This is a genomic window from Sorangium sp. So ce834, from assembly GCF_051521425.1.
Taxonomy (GTDB): domain Bacteria; phylum Myxococcota_A; class Polyangia; order Polyangiales; family Polyangiaceae; genus Sorangium; species Sorangium cellulosum_D.
On sequence record NZ_CP150351.1, the window covers coordinates 10751692 to 10774111 of the forward strand.

General features: G+C 71.7%; 10 protein-coding genes. 8 read left to right on the forward strand and 2 right to left on the reverse strand.

The features are described from left to right. The first annotated feature begins 284 nt into the window (after nucleotides 1-284). The 5 genes from WMF20_RS39575 (at nucleotide 285) to WMF20_RS39595 (ending at nucleotide 11044) form a co-directional block, all read left to right on the forward strand. Nucleotides 285-1091, forward strand: a complete 807-nt coding sequence (locus tag WMF20_RS39575; protein WP_437606922.1) for a hypothetical protein — start codon at nucleotides 285-287, stop codon at nucleotides 1089-1091. A 665-nt stretch (nucleotides 1092-1756) separates the two neighbouring features. Continuing rightward, nucleotides 1757-5029, forward strand: a complete 3273-nt coding sequence (gene drmD, locus WMF20_RS39580) for a DISARM system SNF2-like helicase DrmD (RefSeq protein ID WP_437606923.1) — start codon at nucleotides 1757-1759, stop codon at nucleotides 5027-5029. After that, nucleotides 5029-9027: an Eco57I restriction-modification methylase domain-containing protein gene (locus tag WMF20_RS39585; protein ID WP_437606924.1), complete on the forward strand. Its 3999-nt coding sequence runs from the start codon at nucleotides 5029-5031 to the stop codon at nucleotides 9025-9027. The genes drmD and WMF20_RS39585 overlap by 1 nt, the downstream gene beginning before the upstream one ends. Nucleotides 9028-9083: 56 nt before the next feature. Continuing rightward, nucleotides 9084-10349 (forward strand): AAA family ATPase, encoded by a 1266-nt coding sequence (locus tag WMF20_RS39590; protein ID WP_437606925.1) that lies wholly within the window; start codon nucleotides 9084-9086, stop codon nucleotides 10347-10349. Continuing rightward, nucleotides 10346-11044: a hypothetical protein gene (locus WMF20_RS39595; RefSeq protein WP_437606926.1), complete on the forward strand. Its 699-nt coding sequence runs from the start codon at nucleotides 10346-10348 to the stop codon at nucleotides 11042-11044. The genes WMF20_RS39590 and WMF20_RS39595 overlap by 4 nt, the downstream gene beginning before the upstream one ends. Nucleotides 11045-11159: 115 nt before the next feature. Here the strand turns inward: WMF20_RS39595 and WMF20_RS39600 are convergent, their stop codons facing one another. Together WMF20_RS39600 and WMF20_RS39605 are read right to left on the reverse strand one after the other, a co-directional pair. Then, nucleotides 11160-12002: a hypothetical protein gene (locus WMF20_RS39600; protein WP_437606927.1), complete on the reverse strand. Its 843-nt coding sequence runs from the start codon at nucleotides 12000-12002 to the stop codon at nucleotides 11160-11162. Beyond that, nucleotides 11999-15829, reverse strand: coding sequence for an RHS repeat-associated core domain-containing protein (locus WMF20_RS39605; RefSeq protein WP_437606928.1), 3831 nt, complete (start codon nucleotides 15827-15829; stop codon nucleotides 11999-12001). The genes WMF20_RS39600 and WMF20_RS39605 overlap by 4 nt, the downstream gene beginning before the upstream one ends. A gap of 549 nt (nucleotides 15830-16378) precedes the next feature. Between WMF20_RS39605 and drmA the strand changes: the two genes are divergently transcribed. The 3 genes from drmA to drmC are packed head-to-tail and all read left to right on the forward strand — an operon-like array spanning nucleotide 16379 to nucleotide 22418. Further along, nucleotides 16379-19753 carry a DISARM system helicase DrmA gene (drmA, locus tag WMF20_RS39610; RefSeq protein WP_437606929.1) on the forward strand — a complete coding sequence of 1125 codons (3375 nt, stop codon included), beginning with the start codon at nucleotides 16379-16381 and terminating at the stop codon, nucleotides 19751-19753. After that, nucleotides 19753-21627: a DrmB family protein gene (drmB, locus tag WMF20_RS39615; protein ID WP_437606930.1), complete on the forward strand. Its 1875-nt coding sequence runs from the start codon at nucleotides 19753-19755 to the stop codon at nucleotides 21625-21627. The genes drmA and drmB overlap by 1 nt, the downstream gene beginning before the upstream one ends. Beyond that, nucleotides 21627-22418, forward strand: coding sequence for a DISARM system phospholipase D-like protein DrmC (gene drmC / locus WMF20_RS39620; protein ID WP_437606931.1), 792 nt, complete (start codon nucleotides 21627-21629; stop codon nucleotides 22416-22418). The genes drmB and drmC overlap by 1 nt, the downstream gene beginning before the upstream one ends. Nucleotides 22419-22420 lie beyond the last annotated feature (2 nt).

Here is a 22420-nt window from a genome sequence, read left to right on the forward strand (position 1 = left end):
CCATTGCTTCCCTCCGCGGCGGCGAGGGAAACAATCGAGAATGTAAATAGCAATGACAAAATCTTGTCGGCGCGAGGCAGCGCCATGAACACGCCCTCATCGCCCGATCCGCAGCACGATTTCCGCGCCTCCTCCCTCGTGCCTCCACCGGGCGACCGGATTCGTCTACTCAACCGCTGGCAACTCGGATAGCGTGCCATGCTCCGGCAACAACCCGCAGCTCGCTTCTCTGGGCCGCCGGTGCCTCACGGGGCGAGCGAACCACGCCATTTACGGAGGGGACCTTGCGCAATCTCACGATAGGAGACCTGAAGCTCGCGCTGCGCGACCTGCTCGACGAGAGGGTCGAGGAGCTGCGGCTCTCGGCCACGGGCAGGCTGTACGAGCCGCGGCTCCGGGCGAGGCAGAAGGAGATCGAGGCGATCCCCGACGCCGCGGGCACGCAGGCGCCGCTCGCCCGGGAGCTCTCCGAGGCCGACGTCCGGCACGACGGCCTCGGGGCGGCCATCTTCTTCCTCTGCAAGGCCGTCGAGGCGCACCCCTCGCTGGCGCCGGAGGTGAAGGCGGCGGCGGCCGGAGCGCAGCAGGCGTTCGTCCCGAGGCTCGACGTGCTGCGCGCGCCCTACGCGGACGAGGCGTCGGCGGCGCTCGACAACCGTCCCGAGCTCGCCAAGCTCAAGGCGGAGCTGAAGTCCGTGGCCACGCCCGGCGGGGGGAGCCTGCACGAGTGGGTGAAGGCGTTCGTCGGCGCCGGGGACGAGATCGACAAGCTGCTGCGCAGGCGCGCGACGCTGCTCGCGACGGGGGAGAACGCCGCGGCCACGGGGCCGCTCCGCGGCGCCGTGGTGGGGCTGCTGGGGCGGTTCAGGGAGGCGCTCCGGGACGAGGTCCAGGAGGACGGTAGCAAGCTGCCGGCGGACCACGAGGCGCGGCTGTTCGCGTACGTCGACAAGCTGAACGCCGACCGGGAGCGGGCGGCGCGCGGGCGCGCGGCGCCGGCGGCGGGCGGTCCTGCGGCGCCCGACCAGCCCGCGGCGCCGGTCGAGCCGGCGCCCGCGGCGCCGATCGTGGTCGCCGACCCGGATTTGTAGCACGCATCACACAGTCGACATGGGCGGGGTCCTGCGCGGCAGGCACCTGCCCATGTGCCGACATGCCCGGCGCCCGCTCGGCCAGGCACCGGCCCATGTCTCGACATGCCCGGCGCCTGCTCGGCCAGGCACCGGCCCATGTCGCGACATGCCCGGCGCCTGCTCGGCCAGGCACCGGCCCATGTCGCGACATGCCCGGCGCCTGCTCGGCCAGGCACCGGCCCATGTCGCGACATGCCCGGCGCCTGCTCGGCCAGGCACCGGCCCATGTCGCGACATGCCCGGCGCCTGCTCGGCCAGGCACTGGCCATGTGCCGACATGCCCGGCGCCTGGGTAGTGGTCAACTCTGCCCAGAGAGAGTCCACATGAAGGCGGGAAGGCGGGAAGATCATTAAGGTTTTCTTCCCGCCTCCCCGCCTTCATGTTCAAATTTGACCACTACCGGCGCCTGCTCGGCGAGGCTCCCACCCATATCGCGACATGCCCGCCGCCTGCTCGGCGAGGCGACCGCCCGACTCCCGACATGCCCGCCGCCTCCTCGCCGACGCACCTGCCCGTATCCGCCCGTCGCCCGCTCGGTCCGGCCGTGTCCCCACGAGGAGAACGGTCTTCGATGCTCGTGACCACCTTCCTCCTCGGCGCCCCCGCGGCCTAGGATGCGCCGGTGCCAGTCACCCCGCAGCAGGGCAATTTCGTGCGCGTGCGCTCGCGCCTCTATCTCGTCGACCAGGTCGCGCAGGACGCGCCCGACGAGGACGCCGTCGTCCACCTCTCGTGCCTCGACGACGACGCGCAGGGCGCGCGGCTCTCCGTGCTCTGGCAGAGCGAGGTCGACGCGCAGATCGTCGATGCGGCGAGCTGGCGCGAGGTCGCCGCCCGCGGGCTCGACGCGCCCCGCACGTTCGCCGCGTACCTGAACGCGCAGCGGTGGCACTGCGTCACCTCGACGCGCCCCCGGCTGTTCCAGGCGCCGCACCGCGCCGGGATCGAGCTGCACGCCTACCAGCTCGAGCCCCTCCGCAAGGCGCTCCTCCTCCCGCGCGTCAACCTCTTCATCGCCGACGACGTCGGGCTCGGCAAGACCATCGAGGCCGGGCTCATCCTCCGCGAGCTCCTCATGCGCCAGCGCGTGCGCCGCGTCGTCGTCGTGGCGCCGCCCTCGGTCGTCGTCCAGTGGCGCGAGGAGCTCGAGTCCCGCTTCGGCCTCTCCTTCGTGACCCTCGACCGCGACTTCGTCGCGAAGAAGCGCCGGGAGCGCGGCTACTCCGTCAACCCGTGGCTGACCCACAACCTGTTCATCGTGTCCCACGCCCTCGCGCGCGACGAGGCGTACGTCGCGCCGCTCCGCGCCTGCCTCCAGAAGGACGGCGGCGGCTCGATGATGATCCTCGACGAGGCGCACAACGCGGCGCCCGCGAGCGGCGCGAAGTACGCCGTCGACTCCAAGCTCACCGGCGCGGTGCGCGAGCTGGCCGAGCTCTTCGAGCACCGCCTCTTCCTCTCGGCGACGCCGCACAACGGGCACTCGAACAGCTTCACCGCCCTGCTCGAGATCCTCGACCCGCAGCGCTTCACGCGCGGGATCCCGCTCGAGGAGCCCCAGCGGCAGCTCGAGCCGATCATGGTGCGCCGCCTCAAGTCCGACCTCCGCGAGGTGAAGGTGGCGTTCCCGCGGCGCGAGGTGAAGCAGATCACCATCGACGGCCTGCCCGACGACGCGCCCGAGCTCGTGCTGTCGCGCATGCTCGAGCAGTACCGCGAGCTGCGCGCGCGGCGGCTCGCGCGCGCGTCGCGGAGCGCCCAGGCGGCGGCCGGGCTCCTCGACATCTCGCTGCAGAAGCGGCTCCTCTCGTCGATCGAGGCGCTCCGCTGCACGCTGATCACCCACCGCGATTCGCTCCGCAAGGCGCGCGAGAAGAAGCAGAAGGAGCAGGGCGCCCGGCCCCCCGCGCCGGTCCGCGAGGAGCGGCTCGACCTCCTGCGCGAGGCGCCGGGCGCCGACGACGAGCGGGCCGGCGTCGGCGAGGACGAGCTGCGGCGCGAGGAGAGCGCGCAGGTCGAGGCCGCGACGCGCGCGTCCAGCGAGGCGACCGAGGCCGAGGAGCTCGCGCTGCTCGACCGCATGATCGAGGTCGCCGAGGCGCACGCGAACACGCCCGACGCGCGGATCGAGCGGCTCCTCGCCTGGATCCGGGAGAACCTCTGCCCGGACCTCCCCCCGCGCGGGGTCCAGCCCGCGAGGCCCGCCCGCTGGCTCGACCGCTGCAAGGGGCGGGAGCACGCCGCGCGCGTCCTGATCTTCACCGAGTACACCGACACCAAGCGCTACCTGGAACAGCAGCTCCAGGCCGCGCTCGCCTTCACCGACCGCGGCGAGGAGCGCGTCGAGGTCTTCCACGGCGAGATCGCCGACGAGGCCAAGCGCGAGGAGATCAAGCGGGCCTTCAACGGCGATCCGGCCGAGCACCCGGTGCGCGTCCTCATCGCCACCGACGCGGCGCGGGAAGGCGTCAACCTCCAGAGCCACTGCGCGGACCTCTTCCACTTCGACGTCCCGTGGAACCCGAGCCGGATGGAGCAGCGCAACGGGCGCATCGACCGCAAGCTGCAGCGCGAGGAGGTGGTGACCTGCCACTACTTCCTGTTCGCGCAGCGCGCCGAGGACCGCGTGCTCGAGGTGCTCGTCCAGAAGACGAGCACGATCCAGAAGGAGCTCGGCAGCCTGGGGGCGGTCGTCGAGGGGGAGCTCCTGCGCCTGCTCTCGACGGGTATCCCGCTGCAGCAGGCGGCGGCGCTCTGCGGGAAGATCGGCGCGGTGAAGGGGGCGCCCGCCCCCGACGAGCTCGAGGCCTCGCGCGAGCGGCGCGCGCCGCTCGAGAAGCAGCTCGCCACGCTCCGCCAGCTCCTCGAGGAGTCGCGCGTGCACCTCGGCCTCCGCGGCGGGGACCTGGAGCGCGCCCTCTCCGAGGCGCTCCGGCTGCTCGGCGCCGAGCCGCTGCGGGCCCTCGACCCCGCGCGCGACCGGCTCCCGTCGGGCAAGCCGGCGCCGCCCGGCGCGTACGCGTTCCCGGCGCTGGACCGGCTGCCCGGCGCCGACCCGGGCTGGGCCGAGCTCCTCGACGCGCTGCGCGCGCCCGAGCGGCCGCGCGACGTCGACCTCCGCGCATGGCGCCGGGAGGCGACGCTCCGGCCCGTCGTCTTCGCGGACACCGGCACGCTCGGCGCCGAGGTCGTCCACCTCCACCTGGAGCACCGGATCGTCCAGCGCCTGCTCGGCCGGTTCCGGTCCCAGGGGTTCCTCCACCACGATCTCTCGCGCGCGACCGCCGTCGTCATCGACGAGGCCGAGCCGAAGGTCGTGCTGCTCGGGCGCCTCGGCCTGTACGGGGACCACGCCTCCCGCCTGCACGAGGAGGTCATCCTGGCGGCCGCGCCCTGGGTCGCGCCCGTGGTGCGCAAGACGAGGCTCCGCGGGATGGGGCTCGACCACCACGACGCGATCCTGCGGCAGATGGACGACGCGCTCGCGCGCGGGGAGCGGCCGCACGACAAGGTGCGGGAGGACCTTTCGGCCGCCGCCGAGCGCGACGTCGAGGAGCTCCTGCCGCTGCTCGTCCAGCGCGGCGAGTCCGCGGGCAAGCGCGCCGAGGAGGAGCTCGGCAAGCGGGCGGCGAAGGAGGCGGCGGACATCCGCAAGGTGCTCGAGGCGCAGCGCGCGCGCATCCGGAAGCACCACGACGAGCCCCAGCAGGAGCTCCAGTTCACCGAGATCGAGCGGCGCCAGATCGCGTCGGAGCGCGCCTTCTGGGAGGCGCGCCTGCGCACCATCGAGGCCGAGATCACGTCGGAGCCGCGGCGCATCGAGCGCGCCTACCAGGTGCGGGCGCGCCGGCTCGATCCGCTCGGGCTCGTCTACCTCTGGCCGAGGACAGGCTGATGGCAAGCAGCACGACCGCCGCCCACAACCGCGATCTCCAGGCCCACAAGGCGTGGCTCGGCCTCCTCGCGGGCCAGCGCGTGGGCGTCGTCGTCACGCCGCCCGCCCTCGTCGCGGCGCAGGCGTACGCGAACGCCGACGTCATCCCCGCGCAGGACGCGCTGCTCGCGCTCCTGACCGACAAGCCGCGCGACCTCCGCGACGCCATCGCCGATCGGTGGGGGGAGAGCGGCGACGTGGTCCTCCGGCGGCTCGGCCCCTTCTGCGAGGCGGTGCTCGGCTGGCGGCCGGGCGACCTCTGCCGGGTGGCGCCGGACGACGCGCGCTGGTCGGTGTACCTCCGCGAGCAGCGCGAGACGCTCTCGCCGACGCACGTCCTGATGGATCCCGACGCGCGCGATCCGTCAGCCGCGCCGCTGCTCCTCGTGCGGGAGGAGCCGACGAACACCGACCTCGACGCGCCGCCGCCCGAGCGCGAGGACGGCGGCGGGTGGCGCGCGAGCCCCGAGACGCGCTTCGAGCGGCTGCTGCGCGACACGGGGGTCTCCCTCGGGATCCTCTTCAACGGGGCCAGCATCCGGCTGGTCTACGCGCCGCGCGCGGAGACCCCCGGGTACATCACGTTCCCGGTGCGGGCGATGTGCGAGGTCGGCGGGCGCCCCATCCTCGCCGGCCTGGTGATGCTGCTGCACGAGAGCCGGCTCTTCACCGGCCCGAAGGCGCAGCGGCTCCCGGCGATCGTGGCCGAGAGCCGCAAGTACCAGAGCACCGTCTCGACCCAGCTCGCCGGGCAGGTGCTCGACGCGCTCCACGCCCTGGTGCGCGGGTTCCAGGCGGCGAACGAGGTCGACCCGCGCGGGCGCGGCGAGCTCCTGCGCGAGGTGATGGTCGAGGACCGCGCCCAGGTGTACGGCGGGCTGCTCACCACGCTGATGCGGCTGGTCTTCGTGCTCTACGCCGAGGACCGCGAGCTCCTGCCCGCGGGCGGGATCTACCCCGGGAGCTACTCGGTCACGGGGCTGTTCGAGCGGCTGCGCGAGGACGCGGGCCGGCACCCCGACACGATGCACGCGCGGTACGGGGCGTGGGCGCAGCTCCTCACGCTGTTCCGGGTGCTGCACGACGGCGCGCGCGCCCGGGACATGCAGCTCCCCGCGCGCGCGGGGCGCCTCTTCGATCCCGACGTGTACCCGTTCCTCGAGGGGCGCCCCCACGGGACGCGCCGGGCGAAGGGCGAGCGGATCGCGCCGCCGCTGGTGTCGGACGGGGTGATCTACGAGGTGCTCGGGCTCCTGCTGTACCTCGACGGGGACCGGCTCTCGTACCGGTCGCTCGAGGTCGAGCAGATCGGGTCGGTCTACGAGGCGATGATGGGGTTCACGCTCGAGCAGGCCACGGGGCGCTCGATCCCGGTCCTGCCGCACCACGTGGTGATCGACCTGGAGGAGGCGCTCGCGCTGCCCGAGGCGGCGCGCGACAAGCTCCTCGCCGAGGCCGGCTGCAAGCTCGCCGACGCCGCGCAGAAGGCGTGGAGGACGGCGAAGACCGAGGCCGCGCTGCTGGCGGCGCTCGGCCGCAAGGTCTCGCCGCGGACGCCGGACGTGCTGCCGCAGGGCGCGCTCTACCTGCAGCCCACCGAGGAGCGGCGGCGGTCGGGGAGCCACTACACGCCGCGCGAGCTCACCGAGCCGATCGTGCGGACCACCCTTCAGCCGCAGCTCGACGGGCTCGCCGGGGGGAAGACGCCGCGGGCCGAGCAGATCCTCGCCCTCAAGGTGTGCGACCCCGCGATGGGCTCGGGCGCGTTCCTCGTCGAGTCGTGCCGCTTCCTCGCGGCCGCGCTCGACGCCGCGTGGGGCGAGCACGGCGACGCTCCGGTGATCCCCCCGGACGAGGACCGCGAGCTCCACGCGCGCCGGCTGGTCGCGCAGCGGTGCCTGTACGGCGTCGACAAGAACCCGTTCGCGGTCGACCTGGCCAAGCTGTCGCTGTGGCTCTTCACGCTCGCCAAGGACCACCCGTTCACGTTCCTCGACCACGCCCTCCGGCAGGGGGACTCGCTGGTCGGGCTGTCGAAGGAGCAGATCGCGTGCTTCGACTGGAAGGACACGGGCAAGCCGTCGCTCCTGCTCCGGCCGCGGCTCGCGACGGCGCTGAAGGCGGTCGAGCAGAAGCGCGCGGAGATCCACGCGCTCGGCGACTCGACGGACGTGGCGGAGAAGTCGCGGCTGCTGGGCGATGCGGAGGACCTCGTCACCGACGTGCGGGCGATCGCCGATCTGGCGGTGCTGGCGTTCTTCTCCGAGAAGAAGGACGCGGTGCGGGAGAAGCACCGGAAGCGGCTGGCCGACACCGTGGTGGAGCCGTTCCTGTCCGGGCGGCTCGCGGGGCACACGCTCCGCGAGCAGGCGGATGGGCTGAGGGCGCTCACGCCGCCGGTGACGCCGTTCCACTGGGAGCTGGAGTTCCCGGAGGCGTTCGCGCGGGAGAACCCGGGGTTCGATGCGTTCGTGGGGAATCCGCCGTTTCTTGGAGGAAAGCGGATAAGCTCATTCAACGGCGACGGATATCGGGATTGGCTTCCAACGATCCACCAGGAATCGAACAGCAACACCGACCTGGTGGCGCATTTCTTTCGACGCGCCTTCTCCCTGCTCCGGCATCAAGGAACGTTCGGCCTGATCGCAACGAACACCATCAGCCAGGGAGACACGCGCGCCACAGGACTACGTTGGATTACGCAGCACGGCGGAACGATCTACAACGCAACCCGTCGGCATACGTGGCCGGGAGTCGCGGCGGTCATCGTGAGCATCGTCCATACTCAAAAAGCAGAACGCACGCTCACTCCGATACTCGACAGCAATGAAGTGGAGCGAATCTCCGCGTTCTTGGTAGCCGGCAACGTCGACAACGACCCAACACGCCTCGCAGCAAACCTGGATCGAAGCTTTCAGGGAAGCATCGTGCTTGGCATGGGTTTCACGTTCGACGACACCGACAAGAAGGGACGCGCCAGCAGCGTCGCCACGATGAAGCGCTTGATTGAGAGAAACCCCAAAAACGCAGAACGAATCTTCCCTTACCTCGGCGGAGAAGAGCTAAACACGAGCCCCACGCACTCACACCATCGGTTCGTCATCAACTTCGCGAACATGAGTGAGATCGAGGCACGAAGATGGCCAGACCTGGTCGCACTCTTGGAGACCAAGGTCAGACCTGAGCGTGAACGAAAATCCCAGGTAGTGGCGCGCTGGCCGTGGTGGCAGTTCTGGCGCGTCCGGCGTGAGTTGACAGACGCCATCCGCGATCTGCCGCGTGTGATTGCTATCGCGAGAGTTGGCCAGCATGCGCTGTTCACATTTGTGCCTGCAGGCAGCGTGTTCTCCGAACAGCTTATCGTGCTCGCATTCGATTCTTACGCGGCACTCGGAACCCTCCAATCGCGCATCCACGAAGTCTGGGCTCGCTTCTTCGCCTCGTCAATGAAGGACGACCTCCGCTATACCCCCTCCGACTGCTTCGAGACCTTCCCGTTCCCCGAAGGCTGGCAGTCCAATCCCGTGCTCGAGGCAAGCGGCAAGACCTACTACGAGTTCCGCGCCGCCCTCATGGTGAAGAACAACGAGGGCCTCACCAAGACCTACAACCGCTTCCACGACCCCGACGAGCGCTCCCCCGACATCCTGAAGCTCCGCGCGCTGCACGCCGAGATGGACCGCGCGGTGCTCGACGCCTACGGCTGGCAGGACATTCCGACCGCCTGCGAGTTCCTCCTCGACCACGACGACGGGGACGAGGACGACGACGAGGGCGGCAAGAAGCGGAAGCGAAAGCCCTACCGCTACCGCTGGCCCGACGACGTGCGCGACGAGGTCCTGGCCCGGCTGATCGAGCTCAACCGCGTCCGCGCCGAGGACGAGCGCAGGCGCGGGGTGGCGGTGGCGCGCTCCGCGCGCACACTGGACGAGGAGGAGGACGGCGATGGCGACGGCTGAAGCAGGCGCGCTCCGCGCGCTCGGGAGCTCGCCCCCTCCGCCCCCCCGAGAACGCCATGCTTAGACGGCTGGAGCTCGACGGCATCGGTCCGGCCGACAAGCTCACGTTCGGGCCGCTCGCCCCCCGGCTGAACCTCATCACCGGCGACAACGGCCTCGGCAAGTCGTTCCTCCTCGACGTCGCCTGGTGGGCGCTCACGCGGACCTGGCCGCAGTACCCGGCCGTCCCCAGGCGGCCCGACGCGTCCATCGGGTTCGCCTTCGACGGCCTCAAGGGGCTCACCGAGGACGTGTCCCCCTGGATCCCGAAGGCCCAGGACTGGAAGCGCAAGCGAGGGCGGCCGTCGAACCCCGGCCTCGTCCTCTACGCGCGCTCGGACGGGGCGTTCTCGGTCTGGGATCCGGCGAAGAACTACCGCCTCTACCGCGGCGCGGACGGCAGCGAGCGGGAGATGCTGCCCGCCTACCACTTCACGCCGGGTCAGGTCTTCGATGAGCTCCGCGCCGGCGACAACCAGGTGGTCTGCCGGGGATTGCTCGACGACTGGACGCGGTGGCAGCAGTCCCATGACCCCCGCTTCGCGATGCTCTCCCGGATGCTCGAGGCGCTGTCCGAGGATCCGGAGCGGCCCATGCAGGCCGGCAAGCCCACACGGCCCTTCCTGGAGGACGTCCGCGACGTCCCCACCATCAAGATGCCTTACGGCGACGAGGTCCCGGTGATCTTCGCCGCGGCCGGGATGCAGCGCATGCTCAAGCTGGCGTACCTGCTCACCTGGGCGTTCTCGGAGCACGAGGAGGCGGCGCGGCGGCAGGCGCTCCCGCTCTCGGAGCAGGTCATCCTGCTCATCGACGAGCCCGAGACCCACCTCCACCCCAAGTGGCAACGCGCGGTGCTCCCGGGGCTGCTCAAGACCATCGGCGCGTGGGGCGCCCATGCGCCGCGCGTCCAGGTGATCGCCGCCACGCACGCTCCGCTGGTGCTCGCGTCGGTGGAGCCGCTGTTCGATCCCGAGTGCGACGCGCTCTGGAAGCTTGATCTCGTGGACGGCGCCGTGCAGATCGAACGGGACGCATGGCACAAGCGCGGGGACGTCAACCGCTGGCTGGTGTCCGACGTGTTCGATCTCGACGCCGCCACATCCACCGAGGCAGAGGCCGTGCTCGGCCAGGCGCGGCGGTTGCTCAGGGAATCGAGCCCCGACGCGGCCGAGCTCCGGCGCGTCAACGAGGCCCTCCTCCGCACGCTCCCCGAGATGGATCCCTTCCTGGTGCGATGGCGGTACTACGTCCAGCAGCACGCCGGCGGGGACTCCGCGTGATCCGCGTCCAGCGAGCCGCCGAGCCCCCCGACTTCGACGCGAAGGTCCGGCAGAGGGGGAAGGCGGCGCTCCAGGAGCTGATCGGCTCGGCCGAAGCGCCCAGACGACGCGGCCGCCCACGGGCGAAGCTCGCCGACAAGGTCGAGGAGATCCCCTCCGACGCGCTTCCCCCGTTCTGGACGCAGGCGTTGCCGGAGCTGCGGGCGGCTTACCGGGACATCTGCGCCTATCTCGGCATGTACATCGACCCGGCGACCGGACTCGCGACGGTCGACCACTTCAAGCCGAAGTCGAATCACAGGGCGCTCGCCTATGAATGGAGCAACTTCCGGCTCGCCTCGCATCAGATCAACACGAACAAGGGCGACCACGAGGACGTGCTCGACCCCTTCGAGATCCAGGACGGCTGGTTCGTCATCGACCTGGGCACGTTCAAGGTCGAGCCTGCGGACGGGCTCGACGACGACCTGCGCGCAGCGGTGATCGCGACGCGGGATCGGCTGGGGCTGAACTCTCCGACGTTCTGCGCGAGCAGGACCCGTTACCACGACCTCTACCTCGGGCTGAAGACGGAGCCCGACGACCCGGACGAGCCGCTCCCGCTCGCCTGGATCCGCCGTCATTGCCCGTTCATGGCGCACGAGCTCGAGCGCCAGGGTCGCCTCCGGCCAGCAGATCGGGAATCCACGCGTTGACCTCGGGGCAGCGCCCGCGGGCCCATGGGAGCGCGCGTGGCCGCGACGGTGCGCCCATCGGGCTCGAACCGCGCTCGGCTGCTGGAATGAGGCGCGCGACCCGGGCGCGGCCGGCTCAGTCGAGCGGATCCCCGTCCTCGTCCATGGCGACGGCGAAGGGCCCCTCGCTCGGCCCCTCCGGCATCACCCACCGGCCGGCCACGGCGTCGGGCGCGACGCCCGCGAGCTCCGCGATGCGCTCCTGCCAGTGCTCGGACGCCTCGGTGGCGCAGCGGATCACCGTGGACGCCGTCTTCCCCACCGCCGGCTCGGCCTCCAGCGCCACGGCGACCTCCGCCGCGAGCGCCGCGTCCGCCTCGACGATCGCGGCGTCCGGATCGGACCGGCGGATCAGATCCGCGACACGCGCGGCGTACGACGAGCCGAGCACGTACGTCCCCACCTGCGCGCGCTGCGCTTCCACGAGCCGGCCCAGCGCGTCCTTGCCCGCCTCACCCAGCGCGGCGAGCTCGAGCGGCACCGCCCGCGTGCGGCCCGGGAGCCCAGCCTCGGCGAGCGCCTCGGCGACGGCGCGCTCGTCCACGATCTCTCCTCCGATCACGGCGACGTCGCCGAAGCGGTGCCGGCGGACCACCTCCCTCGCGGCCAGCGACGCGCCCTCGTGGAGCGCGATTCCCGCGCGCGCGCACCCGATCCGCACGGCCGGGAGCGCCGCGCGGGCCGCCGCCGCGCTGGCCAGGAGCACCGCGGAGATGCCGTACCCCCGCACCAGGTCGAGGCAGAGGAGCACGAGGCGGGCCGCCGACACCCGCGACAGCGTGCCGTAGGGGGCGTGGCGCGTGTCGGAGAGGTAGATGATGCGGTAGCCCTGCACGAGCGACGCGATCTGCGACGGGAGGCGCGCGGCGGCGCCGCGCTCGTCAAGGACGACGAGGGTTCTCTGGCTGGATGAGCTCATGACTGGCGGGGGGCAAAATGTAGCAGGTGGAGCTGACCGTTCGGAAGGCGGCCGATCGAGTAGGTGACGCGATTGACGCACGAGCGCTGCGCCGGCTGCCCTGACCTGGACTCCAGCCCTTCGAGCGTCTCCCTGGGCGTGTAGGAGCCCGAATGCACCTGCCCCGGCGCGAGGGAGCGGAGGGCCGCGTCGTCGCGGGTCATGATGTCCCGCAGCGAGCGCAGCGCCTGGTTGCGCGAGCGGAAGACCGTGTTCGTCTGCTTGGTCGGTCGCGAGGTCGCGAGCGCAGCCGGATCCTGCCCCGGGCCCGGCACGTGCGCGCGCGCGTGCCCCACGTTGTTCCCGAAGCTACGGTTCTCGGAGTCCTCCAGCAGCCGCTCGGCCTCGCGCAGCGACGCGAGGCCGAAGGGATCGATCCACGCAAACGGGTTGACCGCATAACCGTAGTACCCGGACCCTCCGGCCACGCCGAGCGGATCCGGAGAGACGAACATGCCGTCGGCCGGGTCGTAATAGCGATAGCGATTGTAGTAGAGGCCGGTCTCGGCATCCTCGTACTGCCCCGGGAACCGCAGCGGGGTGCTGGCGCCGCCGTCGTGCGGCGCCTCGAGCCCGAAGGCCCGCCGCTCCAGCGAGCCCACGATCGCGCCCGCGTCGTCGAGGAGCCGCTCCGGCGTGCCGACAGGATCGTTGACGTAATGGACCCATCGCCCGTCGGCCTCGCGGTGCGCCGCCGGAACGAACGAGTCGTCCATGAAGCAGTAGGTCCGCACCGAGGCCGCGGCGCCCCCAGGCGCGGCCGCGCTCTTCGCTGGAGAACGCGTGATCTCGTGCACCAGGACGTCACCATCCCACACGAACCGGGTCTCTCGCGCGAGCCGCAGCGCGCCTGCCGCCTCGTCCCACGCGAGGACTCGCTTCCGCACACGCCTCGCCAGCGGATCGTACTCGAACTCGACGCGGGCGCCGTCCGGCGCCTCGACGTGGTCGAGCAGCCCCGCTCCGCTCCAGCCGTAGCGGTAGACGCGCGGCTTGTCCCCTCCTGCGTCCTCGCGCCGCTCGACGAGCCGTCCCTCGGCGTCCCAGCGGTACTCCGTGTTTCCCTTCCGGAGGAGCTTGCCGCCCCTGCCGTACCTGCGCTCCGGAGCGCCGTCTCCTTCGTGCAGGTTGCCCGCCGGATCGTACCGGAACACCTCGCGCCGCCCCACCTCGGGCGTCATCGCGAGCAGCTGGCCCACGGGGTCGTAGCGGAGCTCCGTCGCGCCGCGCGCGCCGCCGCTCCGCGCCACGAGCTCGCCGGTCGGGTCGTGGTGGTAGCTCATCACCGCCACGACGGCGTCGGGCAGCTCGCCCACCCACGCCGGGTGGCCCGGCGCGGTCGATGGGCGCTCCGCCGGGCGCGTGACGCGCTGCTGCGACAGGCGGCCCAGCGGGTCGTACGAGGTTCCGATGGCACCGCCGCCCGGGAGGCGCCGGAAGACCTCGCGTCCGAGCGGATCCAGCCCGTGCTCGATCAACGCCGCGTCGTCCAGCACCGTGCGCACGCGCGAGCCCATCGCGTCGCGCGCGATCGCCTCGCTGTGCCCGAGCGTGGTGCGCCGCGAGATCCGGTTGCCCAAAGCGTCGTACCGCGCCTCGATTGCGTGCGCCTCGCCCCCCAGGACCTGGGTCTCCTTGACGATCCGGCCGAGCGGATCCCTCGCGAGCTCGATGCGCCCGCCGGGCCAGCGCGCCTCGACCAAGTTGCCGAGCATGTCATATTCGAAATGCTCGTCGCCCGCCTCGGTCGTCCGCTGGACGAGGCGCCCCGCCAGATCGTACGTGAGATCGGTATGCGCGGCCGGCCCCGCCGCCTCGGCCGCCATCGACCCGCCCGTCGTGACCCGCGTCGGGCGCCCCGCCGCCTCGAGGCGATAGCGCAGCACGCGCCCGTCGAACGTGCGCTCCTCGATCAACCGACCATAGATATCGTAAAGAAGCTGGTGCTTCTCCCCGAGCTCGTTCACGACCGTGGTGAGCTCGCCCTCGCGGTTGTAAAGCAGGCGGGCCACGTGCCCGTTCGCGTCCTTGCGCCAGCAGAGCCGGTGATACCCGCCCCACCCCCATTCGGTGACATGCCCGCTCGGGTTCTGGGCCCGCACGAGGTGCCGCTCCCCGTCGTACTGATACCTGGAGACGCCTCCCTGGGCGTCGATCACCTCGATGAGGTCGCCGCGATCGGAGTAGACGAAGCGCGTCTCTGCGCCCGCCGGATCGGTGCGCCCCGTGACGCGGCCGAGCGCGTCGTACCGGAAACGCCACACCGCGCCGTTCGGCGGCGCGACCGCGGTCAGGTTGCCCTGCGCGTCGTACTGGTACGATGTCCTGGCGCCGTTCGGATCGATCCGCTCGCGCAGCAAGCCCCGCTCGTCGTGGCGGTAGGTGGTTGTCTGCCTTAGCGGATTCGCGATGTGCTCCGGGTTGCCCCGCGCGTCGCGGAAGATCTGGGTCATCCCGCCGAGCGGGTCGGTGATCTCGACGGGGGAGCCCGCCTCATCCCGGACGATCGACGTGCGGGCGCCGAGCTGGTTCGTGTAGCCGAGCAGGTTCCCGCGCCCGTCGCGCTCGAAGCGCTCGAAGCCGCCGTCCGGATGCTCGAGGACGGCGAGGAACCCTCGCGCGTCGTACACGGCGCGCACGGGCGACGGCCCGGCGTCGTGCGCCATGGTGAGCAGGCCGAGCGCGTTGTGCGCGAAATGCCCGACGTGCGTCGAGTCGATGACGTGCGTGTAGTCCTCGTCGAGGTACTCGAAGACGCAGTGGTGGACGCCCCTTGCGGGGTGGCGGCCCGACGCGAGCACCGAGGGCACGTCCGGGTCCAGGCTCGGATCGGGGCTGGACAGGTAGTCGCCCCAGGACTCGATGCACCGCCCCTGGGCGTCGTACACGAAATGGAAGCAGAGGCCGGCCCGATCGACGTCGGCGGTGAGCCGGGCCTCGTCGTCGTACTCGTAGCGCGCGGAGAAGCCGTCGGCGTCGGTCGCCCCGACGAGCCGCCCGCGCGGGTCGTAATCGTATCTCTCCAGGGCGATCCACCGCCCCTGCTCCAGCGCGTTCTTCACCTCGATCGAGGCGATGTGCCCAGCGCCGTCCCTGCGCACGCGGAGCTTCCGGCCGGCGCTGTCCGTCACCTCGACGAGCTGGCCGTCCTCGTACACGAGCGCGATACGGTTCTTGTTCCTGTCCTCGATCGCCGTGAGCAGGTAGAGGTGCTCGCCGAGCTTCTCCGAGAAGGCGTAGAGTCGACCATCGTTCGGGTCGACGACATAGCCCCACGGCTCGCGGCGGAGGCGGAAGCCGAATGAGGAGACCACGTCGTCGCCCGCACGCAGCGACTTCGGGAAGGAGACGCGCGTGCCCTGGTCCGTCCAGACGTCGACGGAGCGGCGGCGCTCCTCGATGCGCCAGCCGAGGCTGTGGGCCCATCCCCACCCGAGGCCGACGTCGCGGCGGTGCGCGTGGGAGCTGTAGCTGCGCGTCAACTGCAGCGGCAAGGGGCCGGGCAGCTCGACGATGAGGATCGGGTGGGTGAACGCGCGCCCCGTGGCGACGTCGACCGGGTGCGACTTCGTGCCGCAGAGCGGATAGCGCTGCGGATCCGGGGCGCCCTTGCCGCCGCCCTGCGCCTGGTTCCCGCCGCTCCCGCCTCCCGCGCCCTGCCGGCCCGCTCCAGCGCCGCCGCCAGGTCCTCCCGCTCCTCCCCCGCCGCCACCGCCGCCCATCACGAAGACGCCGGGGTTCATGCCGGGAATGGCCGGGATGTTCGGGACCGGGGCCGTGCGTGCCATAACCTTGAGGTTCGCTTGAACGTCCCCCCGGAGACAAGCCACCAGGGTGGGCCAGTTGCGATAACCGCTATGGGTCTCCTCGAGCCGGATGGGCCACTCGCCGGGGGTGGCATGGGCCCGAGGCCACGTCGAGCCGGATGCCGTCGCGCACCGCCATGCGCACGGCGTGCGACTTCCCCGTACCCATCGGCCCGAAGATCCAGCCCCCGCGCTTCTGGTCGAGGCGTTCTCCGAACCACCGGGTCGTGGGGACCGGCACGACGCGCGTTTCGAACCTGAAAATCAACGGGACCTCGCCCCGGGCTTCAACGTCGTTCGAGCCCGCGCTCCGGACCGCGGGCGGCGGCGCCGGGGCGCGGGCTTTCCGGTGGACATAACTCGGGTGAATCCCCTAGTACTTCCTATTCTGCGGATCCTGGCTCCATTCCGTGGGTTCGCGAGGAGGGCTCGAATCGAGCTCGACCGCGTACGCACCGGGGGACGAGCGGGAGCGCGGGCCGGCGGTGGCGCGCCGCGCGATGGCGCCGGGGGACGACGAGGAGGACGCCGATGGCGACGACGGAAGGGACGAAGCGCACCGAGCCGGTGCAGGTCCGCGATCATCTCGTGGAGGTCCTCGGGCGCGACCTCGTGGGGGCCGCGCCGCACGAGGTGCTCTCGGTGGCGCCGTCCCGCTGGTATCTGACCGGGTTCCTGGTGCCGCGCGAGGCGCCCATCGAGGTGCGCGAGGATCCGGAGCCGGACGAGGAGCTCGCGAGCGTGGACGGCGAGGACGGGGACGACGCGGCGCCCCCGGAGGTCGCGTCGGCGCGCAAGGCGTTCTTCCCGTCGTCGATCGGCCTGAGCGTGCTCGTCCCGGCGGCGACCCGCGCCCTGTCGGTGCGGGCTACATGGGGCGAGTACGCGCGCGAGGAGGGGTCGGTCCGTCCCATGCCGCAGGGAGAGGGCGCGGAGCCGCAGGCGGCCGCGCGCCCGCCGGAGCGCTGGCGGCGGTCGCCCCGGGAGTTCGCGCAGACGCTCGCGATCCCGGCGACCGGGAAGGTGGCGTACCCGCTCGCCGACGGCGTGAACCTCGTCGTCTCGGTGCGGCGCGTGCCGGAGGGCACCGGCGTCGAGAAGGGGGCGCGCGCGGTCTCGGCGTTCCTCGTGAACGACAAGGAGCTCTCCGAGCGCGCGCCCAAGGACCAGGCGTTCCTCTTCCAGGCGAGGCTCGAGCTCCACACCGAGGAGCAGTTCCTCCCGCGCCCGAACGTCCGAGGGCAGGACGGGGACGATCCCGACGAGCAGATCGCGGAGCTCCAGTACCGCAACGTCTACGAGCACGCGGTGGGGCACGGGGTCGCGGCCGAGGCCGAGGTCGTCGAGGGGCAGGCGTGCAGGCGCGTGTGGACCACCTGGCTGCCGACCGCGGAGGTCGAGAAGGTCGTGCCCGGCGACGTCCCCGGGGTCCAGCTCGGGATGGAGGCGCTCGCCGACGCCGGGTCGGCGGCCGAGGTGCGGGCGATGCTCGAGGAGCTCCCGGCCAGGTACGCGGCGTGGATCGCGGACCAGGCGAGGACGCCGGTCGGCGAGCACCAGCGCGAGGTGCTGGCCGGGCTGCTCGACGCGGCCGAGACGGTGCGGCGCCGGATGATCGACGGCCTGGCCGCGCTGGACGACGACGACGTCTTCCTGGCCTTCCGCCTCGCGAACCGGGCGATGGCGCGGGCCGCGCGGGCGCGCGACACCGAGAAGAAGAACGGTCCGCCCACGTGGCGGCCGTTTCAGCTCGCGTTCTTGCTGATCAACCTCCGCGCGATCCACGAGCCGGCGCACCACGACCGCGCCGTCATCGACCTGCTCTTCTTCCCGACCGGCGGCGGCAAGACCGAGGCCTACCTCGGGCTCGCGGCGTTCACCCTGGTCCTGCGCCGGCTGCGGAACGGCGGGGTCGCGGGGGCGGGCGTCAGCGTGGTGATGCGCTACACGCTGCGGCTGCTGACGCTCGACCAGCTCGGCCGCGCCGCGGCGCTGGTGTGCGCCCTCGAGCTCGAGCGGCAGGAGCGCGCCAAGCAGGGAGACGCGCGGCTCGGCGCGTGGCCCTTCGAGATCGGCCTCTGGGTCGGCAAGGGCGCGACCCCGAACCGGATGGGCTCCGAGAAGGATTATGACCCGACGACGGCGCGGATGAAGGTCAACGCGTACCAGCAGGCCTCGGACAGGAACCCTTCGCCGATCCCGATCGAGAAGTGCCCCTGGTGCGACAGGAAGTTCGTCCCAAGCTCGTTCCGGCTGACGCCGACCCCGGCCCGCCCGCAGAACCTCGAGGTCTACTGCGCGAACCGCGACTGCGCGTTCTCCGGCGAGCGCGCGCTCCCGATGCTGACCGTCGATGAGCCGATTTACCGGCGGCTGCCGTGCTTCCTCATCGCGACCGTCGACAAGTTCGCGCAGCTGCCGTGGGTCGGCCGGACGGGCGCGCTGTTCGGCAGGGTCGACCGGCACGACAAGGCCGGGTTCTACGGCCCCTGCGATCCCGGGATCGGGCGCCCGATCGAGGGGGGGCAGCTCGCGCCGCCCGACCTCGTGATCCAGGACGAGCTCCACCTCATCTCGGGCCCGCTCGGAACCATGGTCGGGCTCTACGAGACGGCGATCGACGTGCTCTGCGAGCGCCCGGCGGCCGGCAAGGCGTTCGGGCCGAAGATCGTCGCCTCGACCGCGACCGTGCGGCGCGCGGAGGCGCAGATCAAGGCCCTGTTCGGCCGCTCCGCGGTCACGATCTTCCCGCCCCCCGGCCCGGATCGCCGCGACTCGTTCTTCGCGCGCACGGTGGCCGCGACCGAGCGGCACGCGCGGAAGTACGTGGGTGTCGCCGCCCCCGGCCGGAGCGTGAAGGTGGCCCTGCTGCGCGTCTACCTCGCGCTCCTCGCGGCCGGAAAGAGGGCGTACGACGAGTCCGGGCTCGCCGCCGACCCGTACACGACGCTGGTCGGATACTTCAACAGCCTGCGCGAGCTCGGCGGGAGCCGCCGGATCGTGGAGGACGAGGTCACCTCCCGCGTCCGCGGCTACGAGACGCGCCGGCGCGTCGGAGAGGAGGCCGGCGACTTCGCGGCGCGCTCGCTCGGCGAGCCGGTCGAGCTCACCAGCCGCGAGCCGACGCACCGCGTCGCGAACGCGAAGGACCGCCTCGCGTGCACGATGGACAGGTCCGAGCACGTCGATGTCGCGCTCGCGACGAACATGATCTCCGTCGGCCTCGACATCCAGCGATTGGGCCTGATGGTCGTGTTCGGACAGCCCAAGACGACCGCCGAGTACATCCAGGCGACGAGCCGCGTCGGCCGCGACGACAGGAGGCCGGGGCTCGTCGTCACGCTGCTCAACTGCCACAAGCCGCGGGACCGCTCACACTTCGAGCGGTTCAACGCGTACCACGCGTCGTTCTACCGCGCGGTCGAGGCGACGAGCGTCACCCCGTTCTCGCCGCGCGCGATCGACCGCGGGATCGCGGCCGTCACCGTGGCGCTCGCGCGCCTCGGCATCTCGGAGCTGACACCGCCGCGCGGGGCCGAGGCGATCGGCAAGGGCGCGCTGCGCGACCACGTGAGCCGCATCCCGCGGCGCCTGGGCGCGCGTGCGGAGCAGGCGCACGTCGACGCGAACGAGGCCGCCGAGATCGGGCGCAGGGTGGAGAAGCGGACGAGCGATCTCCTCGACTCCTGGCAGCGCACGGTCGAGAAGAACCACGCCGTCAGCGCCAGCCTCCAGTACCAGCGCGAGGAGCCCGCCCACCCGAACCTGCTGCGCGATCCGCTCGAGCCCGAGCCGGACGATCGCGATCTGCGCAAGTTCAAGGCGCAGCGCTCGCTGCGTGACGTCGAGCCCGGCGTGGATGTGTACCTGAGAAAGCCCGGCGGACGCCGGCAGGAGGACGGCTGATGGCAGCGCGCAAGCCGCGTTCGAGCGGATCCCCCAAGGCGAGAATCCGCCCCGAGGGCCAGGTACGCCGGAGCCAGGTGCTGACGACCTTCGGGCCCGGCGCGCTCGTCGATTTCCCGAAGCACGCCGCCATCATGGGTGGGCTCGAGTCGTGGGGGGATCCGGACAAGGAGGGTTTTCAGCAGGTCTTCGAGGAGCGGCTCGAGGCCGCCCTCCGGGCGCGCGAGCAGAACCCCCGCTTGCGGCTCTTCGCGCCGCCGTCGAGCCCGGACGCGCTCGACGCGCCGGCGCGCGGCATCACGGCCTTCGAGTTTCCGGAGTGGTTCATCGAGCAGCCGCCGGAGGGCCGGGCCGGCGAGGGCGGCTTCCGATCCCGCCGCCTGCTCCACCGGAGGGCGATCGAGCGCGGCAGCTACGGCAAGGTCGTCCCGATCCGGTTCGTCCGGGCCTGCCCGAACGGTCACATCGGCGACATCGACTGGCGTGGATTTGCCCACGGAGGCCGCACCGACTGCACGCGCGAGCTCTTCCTGGACGAGCGCGGGACGAGCGGCGATCTCGCCGACATCATGGTGCGCTGCGCCTGCAAGGCGAGCCGCTCGCTCGTCGACGCGACGCTCAAGGGCGAGCAATCGCCCCTGGGGCCTTGCTGGGGGGAAACGCCCTGGCTCGCCGACGCGGCGCCGGGGGACGGGGAAAAGCCCGCTTGCGTCGACGAGCAAGGGAAGCCGGTCCGGAACAAGCTCCTCGTCCGCTCGGCGACCAACGCGTATTTCCCGCAGAACGTGAGCGCGATCTCGATCCCCACCGATGCGACCAAGCAGGCGCTCCGCGAGGCGATCGAGGCGGCGTGGGGAGATCTGGAGTCGGCCGAGGGCGAGGAGGACGTCGCACGCGAGCTGAAGAAGGCCAGGTACAAGCACCTGCGCGACCGCTTCAGCGCGCCCGAGCTGTGGGCCGAGGTGCAGCGCAAGCGGTCGGGGACGGGCGAGGAGCGGCGCGGGATCAAGGCGGCCGAGCTCGATACGTTCCTCACGATTCCGGAGTCGGCCGGCGAGGACACGCCTGATAAACAGGATTTCTTCGCCCATGCGCTGTCGCTCGATCCCGCGCGGCGCGGCGCCATGCGTTCCATCTCGCGGGTGGTCCTCGTTCACCGGATGCGCGAGGTGATCGTCCAGCTCGGGTTCACGCGCTTCGAGGCGCCGGCGCGCGACGTCGACTACGAGCTGTCGCTCGGCGTGCGCACGGCGCCGCTGGCGCGCGAGGTGACCTGGCTGCCCGCCGTGGAGAACCGAGGAGAGGGCATCTTCCTGGCGCTCGACCCCGGCGCGATCGCCAGTTGGCGCGACAGGCGGCCTCAGGTCAAGGCGCGGGAGACGCAGCTCATCGCGGGGTTCGAGGCCTGGAAGAAGCGCCGCCAGGCCAAGAACGCACGGTTTCCAGGCGTGACCTACGTGATGCTGCACTCGCTGTCGCACCTCTTGCTCACGGCCGTCTCGCTCGAGTGCGGCTACGCGGCCAGCTCGATCCGCGAGCGCATCTATCTCGACGGGGACCGCTGCGGCATCTTGCTGTTCACCGGCACGCCCGACGCCGAGGGGACCCTGGGCGGCCTCGTGCAGGTGGGCAAGAAGCTCGCTCACCACCTCGACGCGGCGCTCGACCTCGGCAAGCTCTGCTCGAACGACCCGGTGTGCGCGCAGCATCACCCGGACGACGCGCACGAGGAGCGGTTCCTCCACGGCGCCGCGTGCCACGGCTGCCTGCTCATCTCGGAGCCGTCGTGCGAGTGGTCGAACGAGCTGCTCGATCGATCGCTGGTCGTGGACACGGTGGAGGACTCCGGCGCTGCCTTCTTCACGGAGGCGTGATGGAGCCGCTCGAGATCCCCAGCGAGACGCTGCTCCAGCTCGCCGACGCGCTCGAGGCGGGCCATGTGCGCGGCCCGCTCACGAGATTCGGGCTGCGCGCCTTCACGACGTCGGCGGGCGCAGTGCGGGCGTTGGAGGCGCTGCGGCAGACGGCGGGGAGCGAGGCCGCGCTCGCCGCCATGTGCCGCCTCGTTGTCGCGGAGCGGGCCGCCACGATGGCGCGCGCGCCCAAGGTGGAGCTGGTGTGGACGGGACCGGAGCGCGTGGGCGCGTCGTCGCGCGATACAAAGGTGGTCGTCGCCGAGCTCTTCGCCCGGGCGCGGAGGTCGGTGCTCGTCTCGAGTTACAGCCTCGGAGGAGGAGCGACGCTGTTTGCGCCGCTCGCCGCGAGGATGGCGGAAATCCCGGCGTTGCGCGTCCGGATGTTCTTCGACCTCACGGTCGGCGACGATGGCCTCTCGGGGCCGCGCACGCGCGAAGCGTACGAAGCGCGCTTCGTCCAGCGTTTCCGTAAGTGGCACTGGCGGGGCGCACGCGTCCCCGAGGTCTTCCATGACCCGCGTACCATCGATGACGAGAGAATCAGCTTCCACGCCAAATGCATCGTCATCGACGATGAGATCGCCTTCGTCACGTCGGCCAACACCTCGATGGTCGCCCAGCAGGAGAACATCGAGGCGGGCGTGCTCATCGAGGACCGGCTGTTCGCCCTCGCGCTCGGGAAACAGTTCGATGATCTCGTGTCGGCAGGGCTGCTCGTGCCCGTTCAGGGGTTGGCGGCCTCCCGATGAAT

Bases quoted from the DNA above. Each gene is read 5' to 3' on its own strand.
- WMF20_RS39590 (WP_437606925.1), top strand. From the start codon at position 9,084: ATGCTTAGACGGCTGGAGCTCGACGGCATCGGTCCGGCCGACAAGCTC.
- drmC (WP_437606931.1), top strand. From the start codon at position 21,627: ATGGAGCCGCTCGAGATCCCCAGCGAGACGCTGCTCCAGCTCGCCGAC.
- drmB (WP_437606930.1), top strand. From the start codon at position 19,753: ATGGCAGCGCGCAAGCCGCGTTCGAGCGGATCCCCCAAGGCGAGAATC.
- WMF20_RS39600 (WP_437606927.1), bottom strand. From the start codon at position 12,002: ATGAGCTCATCCAGCCAGAGAACCCTCGTCGTCCTTGACGAGCGCGGC.
- WMF20_RS39585 (WP_437606924.1), top strand. From the start codon at position 5,029: ATGGCAAGCAGCACGACCGCCGCCCACAACCGCGATCTCCAGGCCCAC.
- WMF20_RS39605 (WP_437606928.1), bottom strand. From the start codon at position 15,829: ATGGCACGCACGGCCCCGGTCCCGAACATCCCGGCCATTCCCGGCATG.
- drmA (WP_437606929.1), top strand. From the start codon at position 16,379: ATGGCGACGACGGAAGGGACGAAGCGCACCGAGCCGGTGCAGGTCCGC.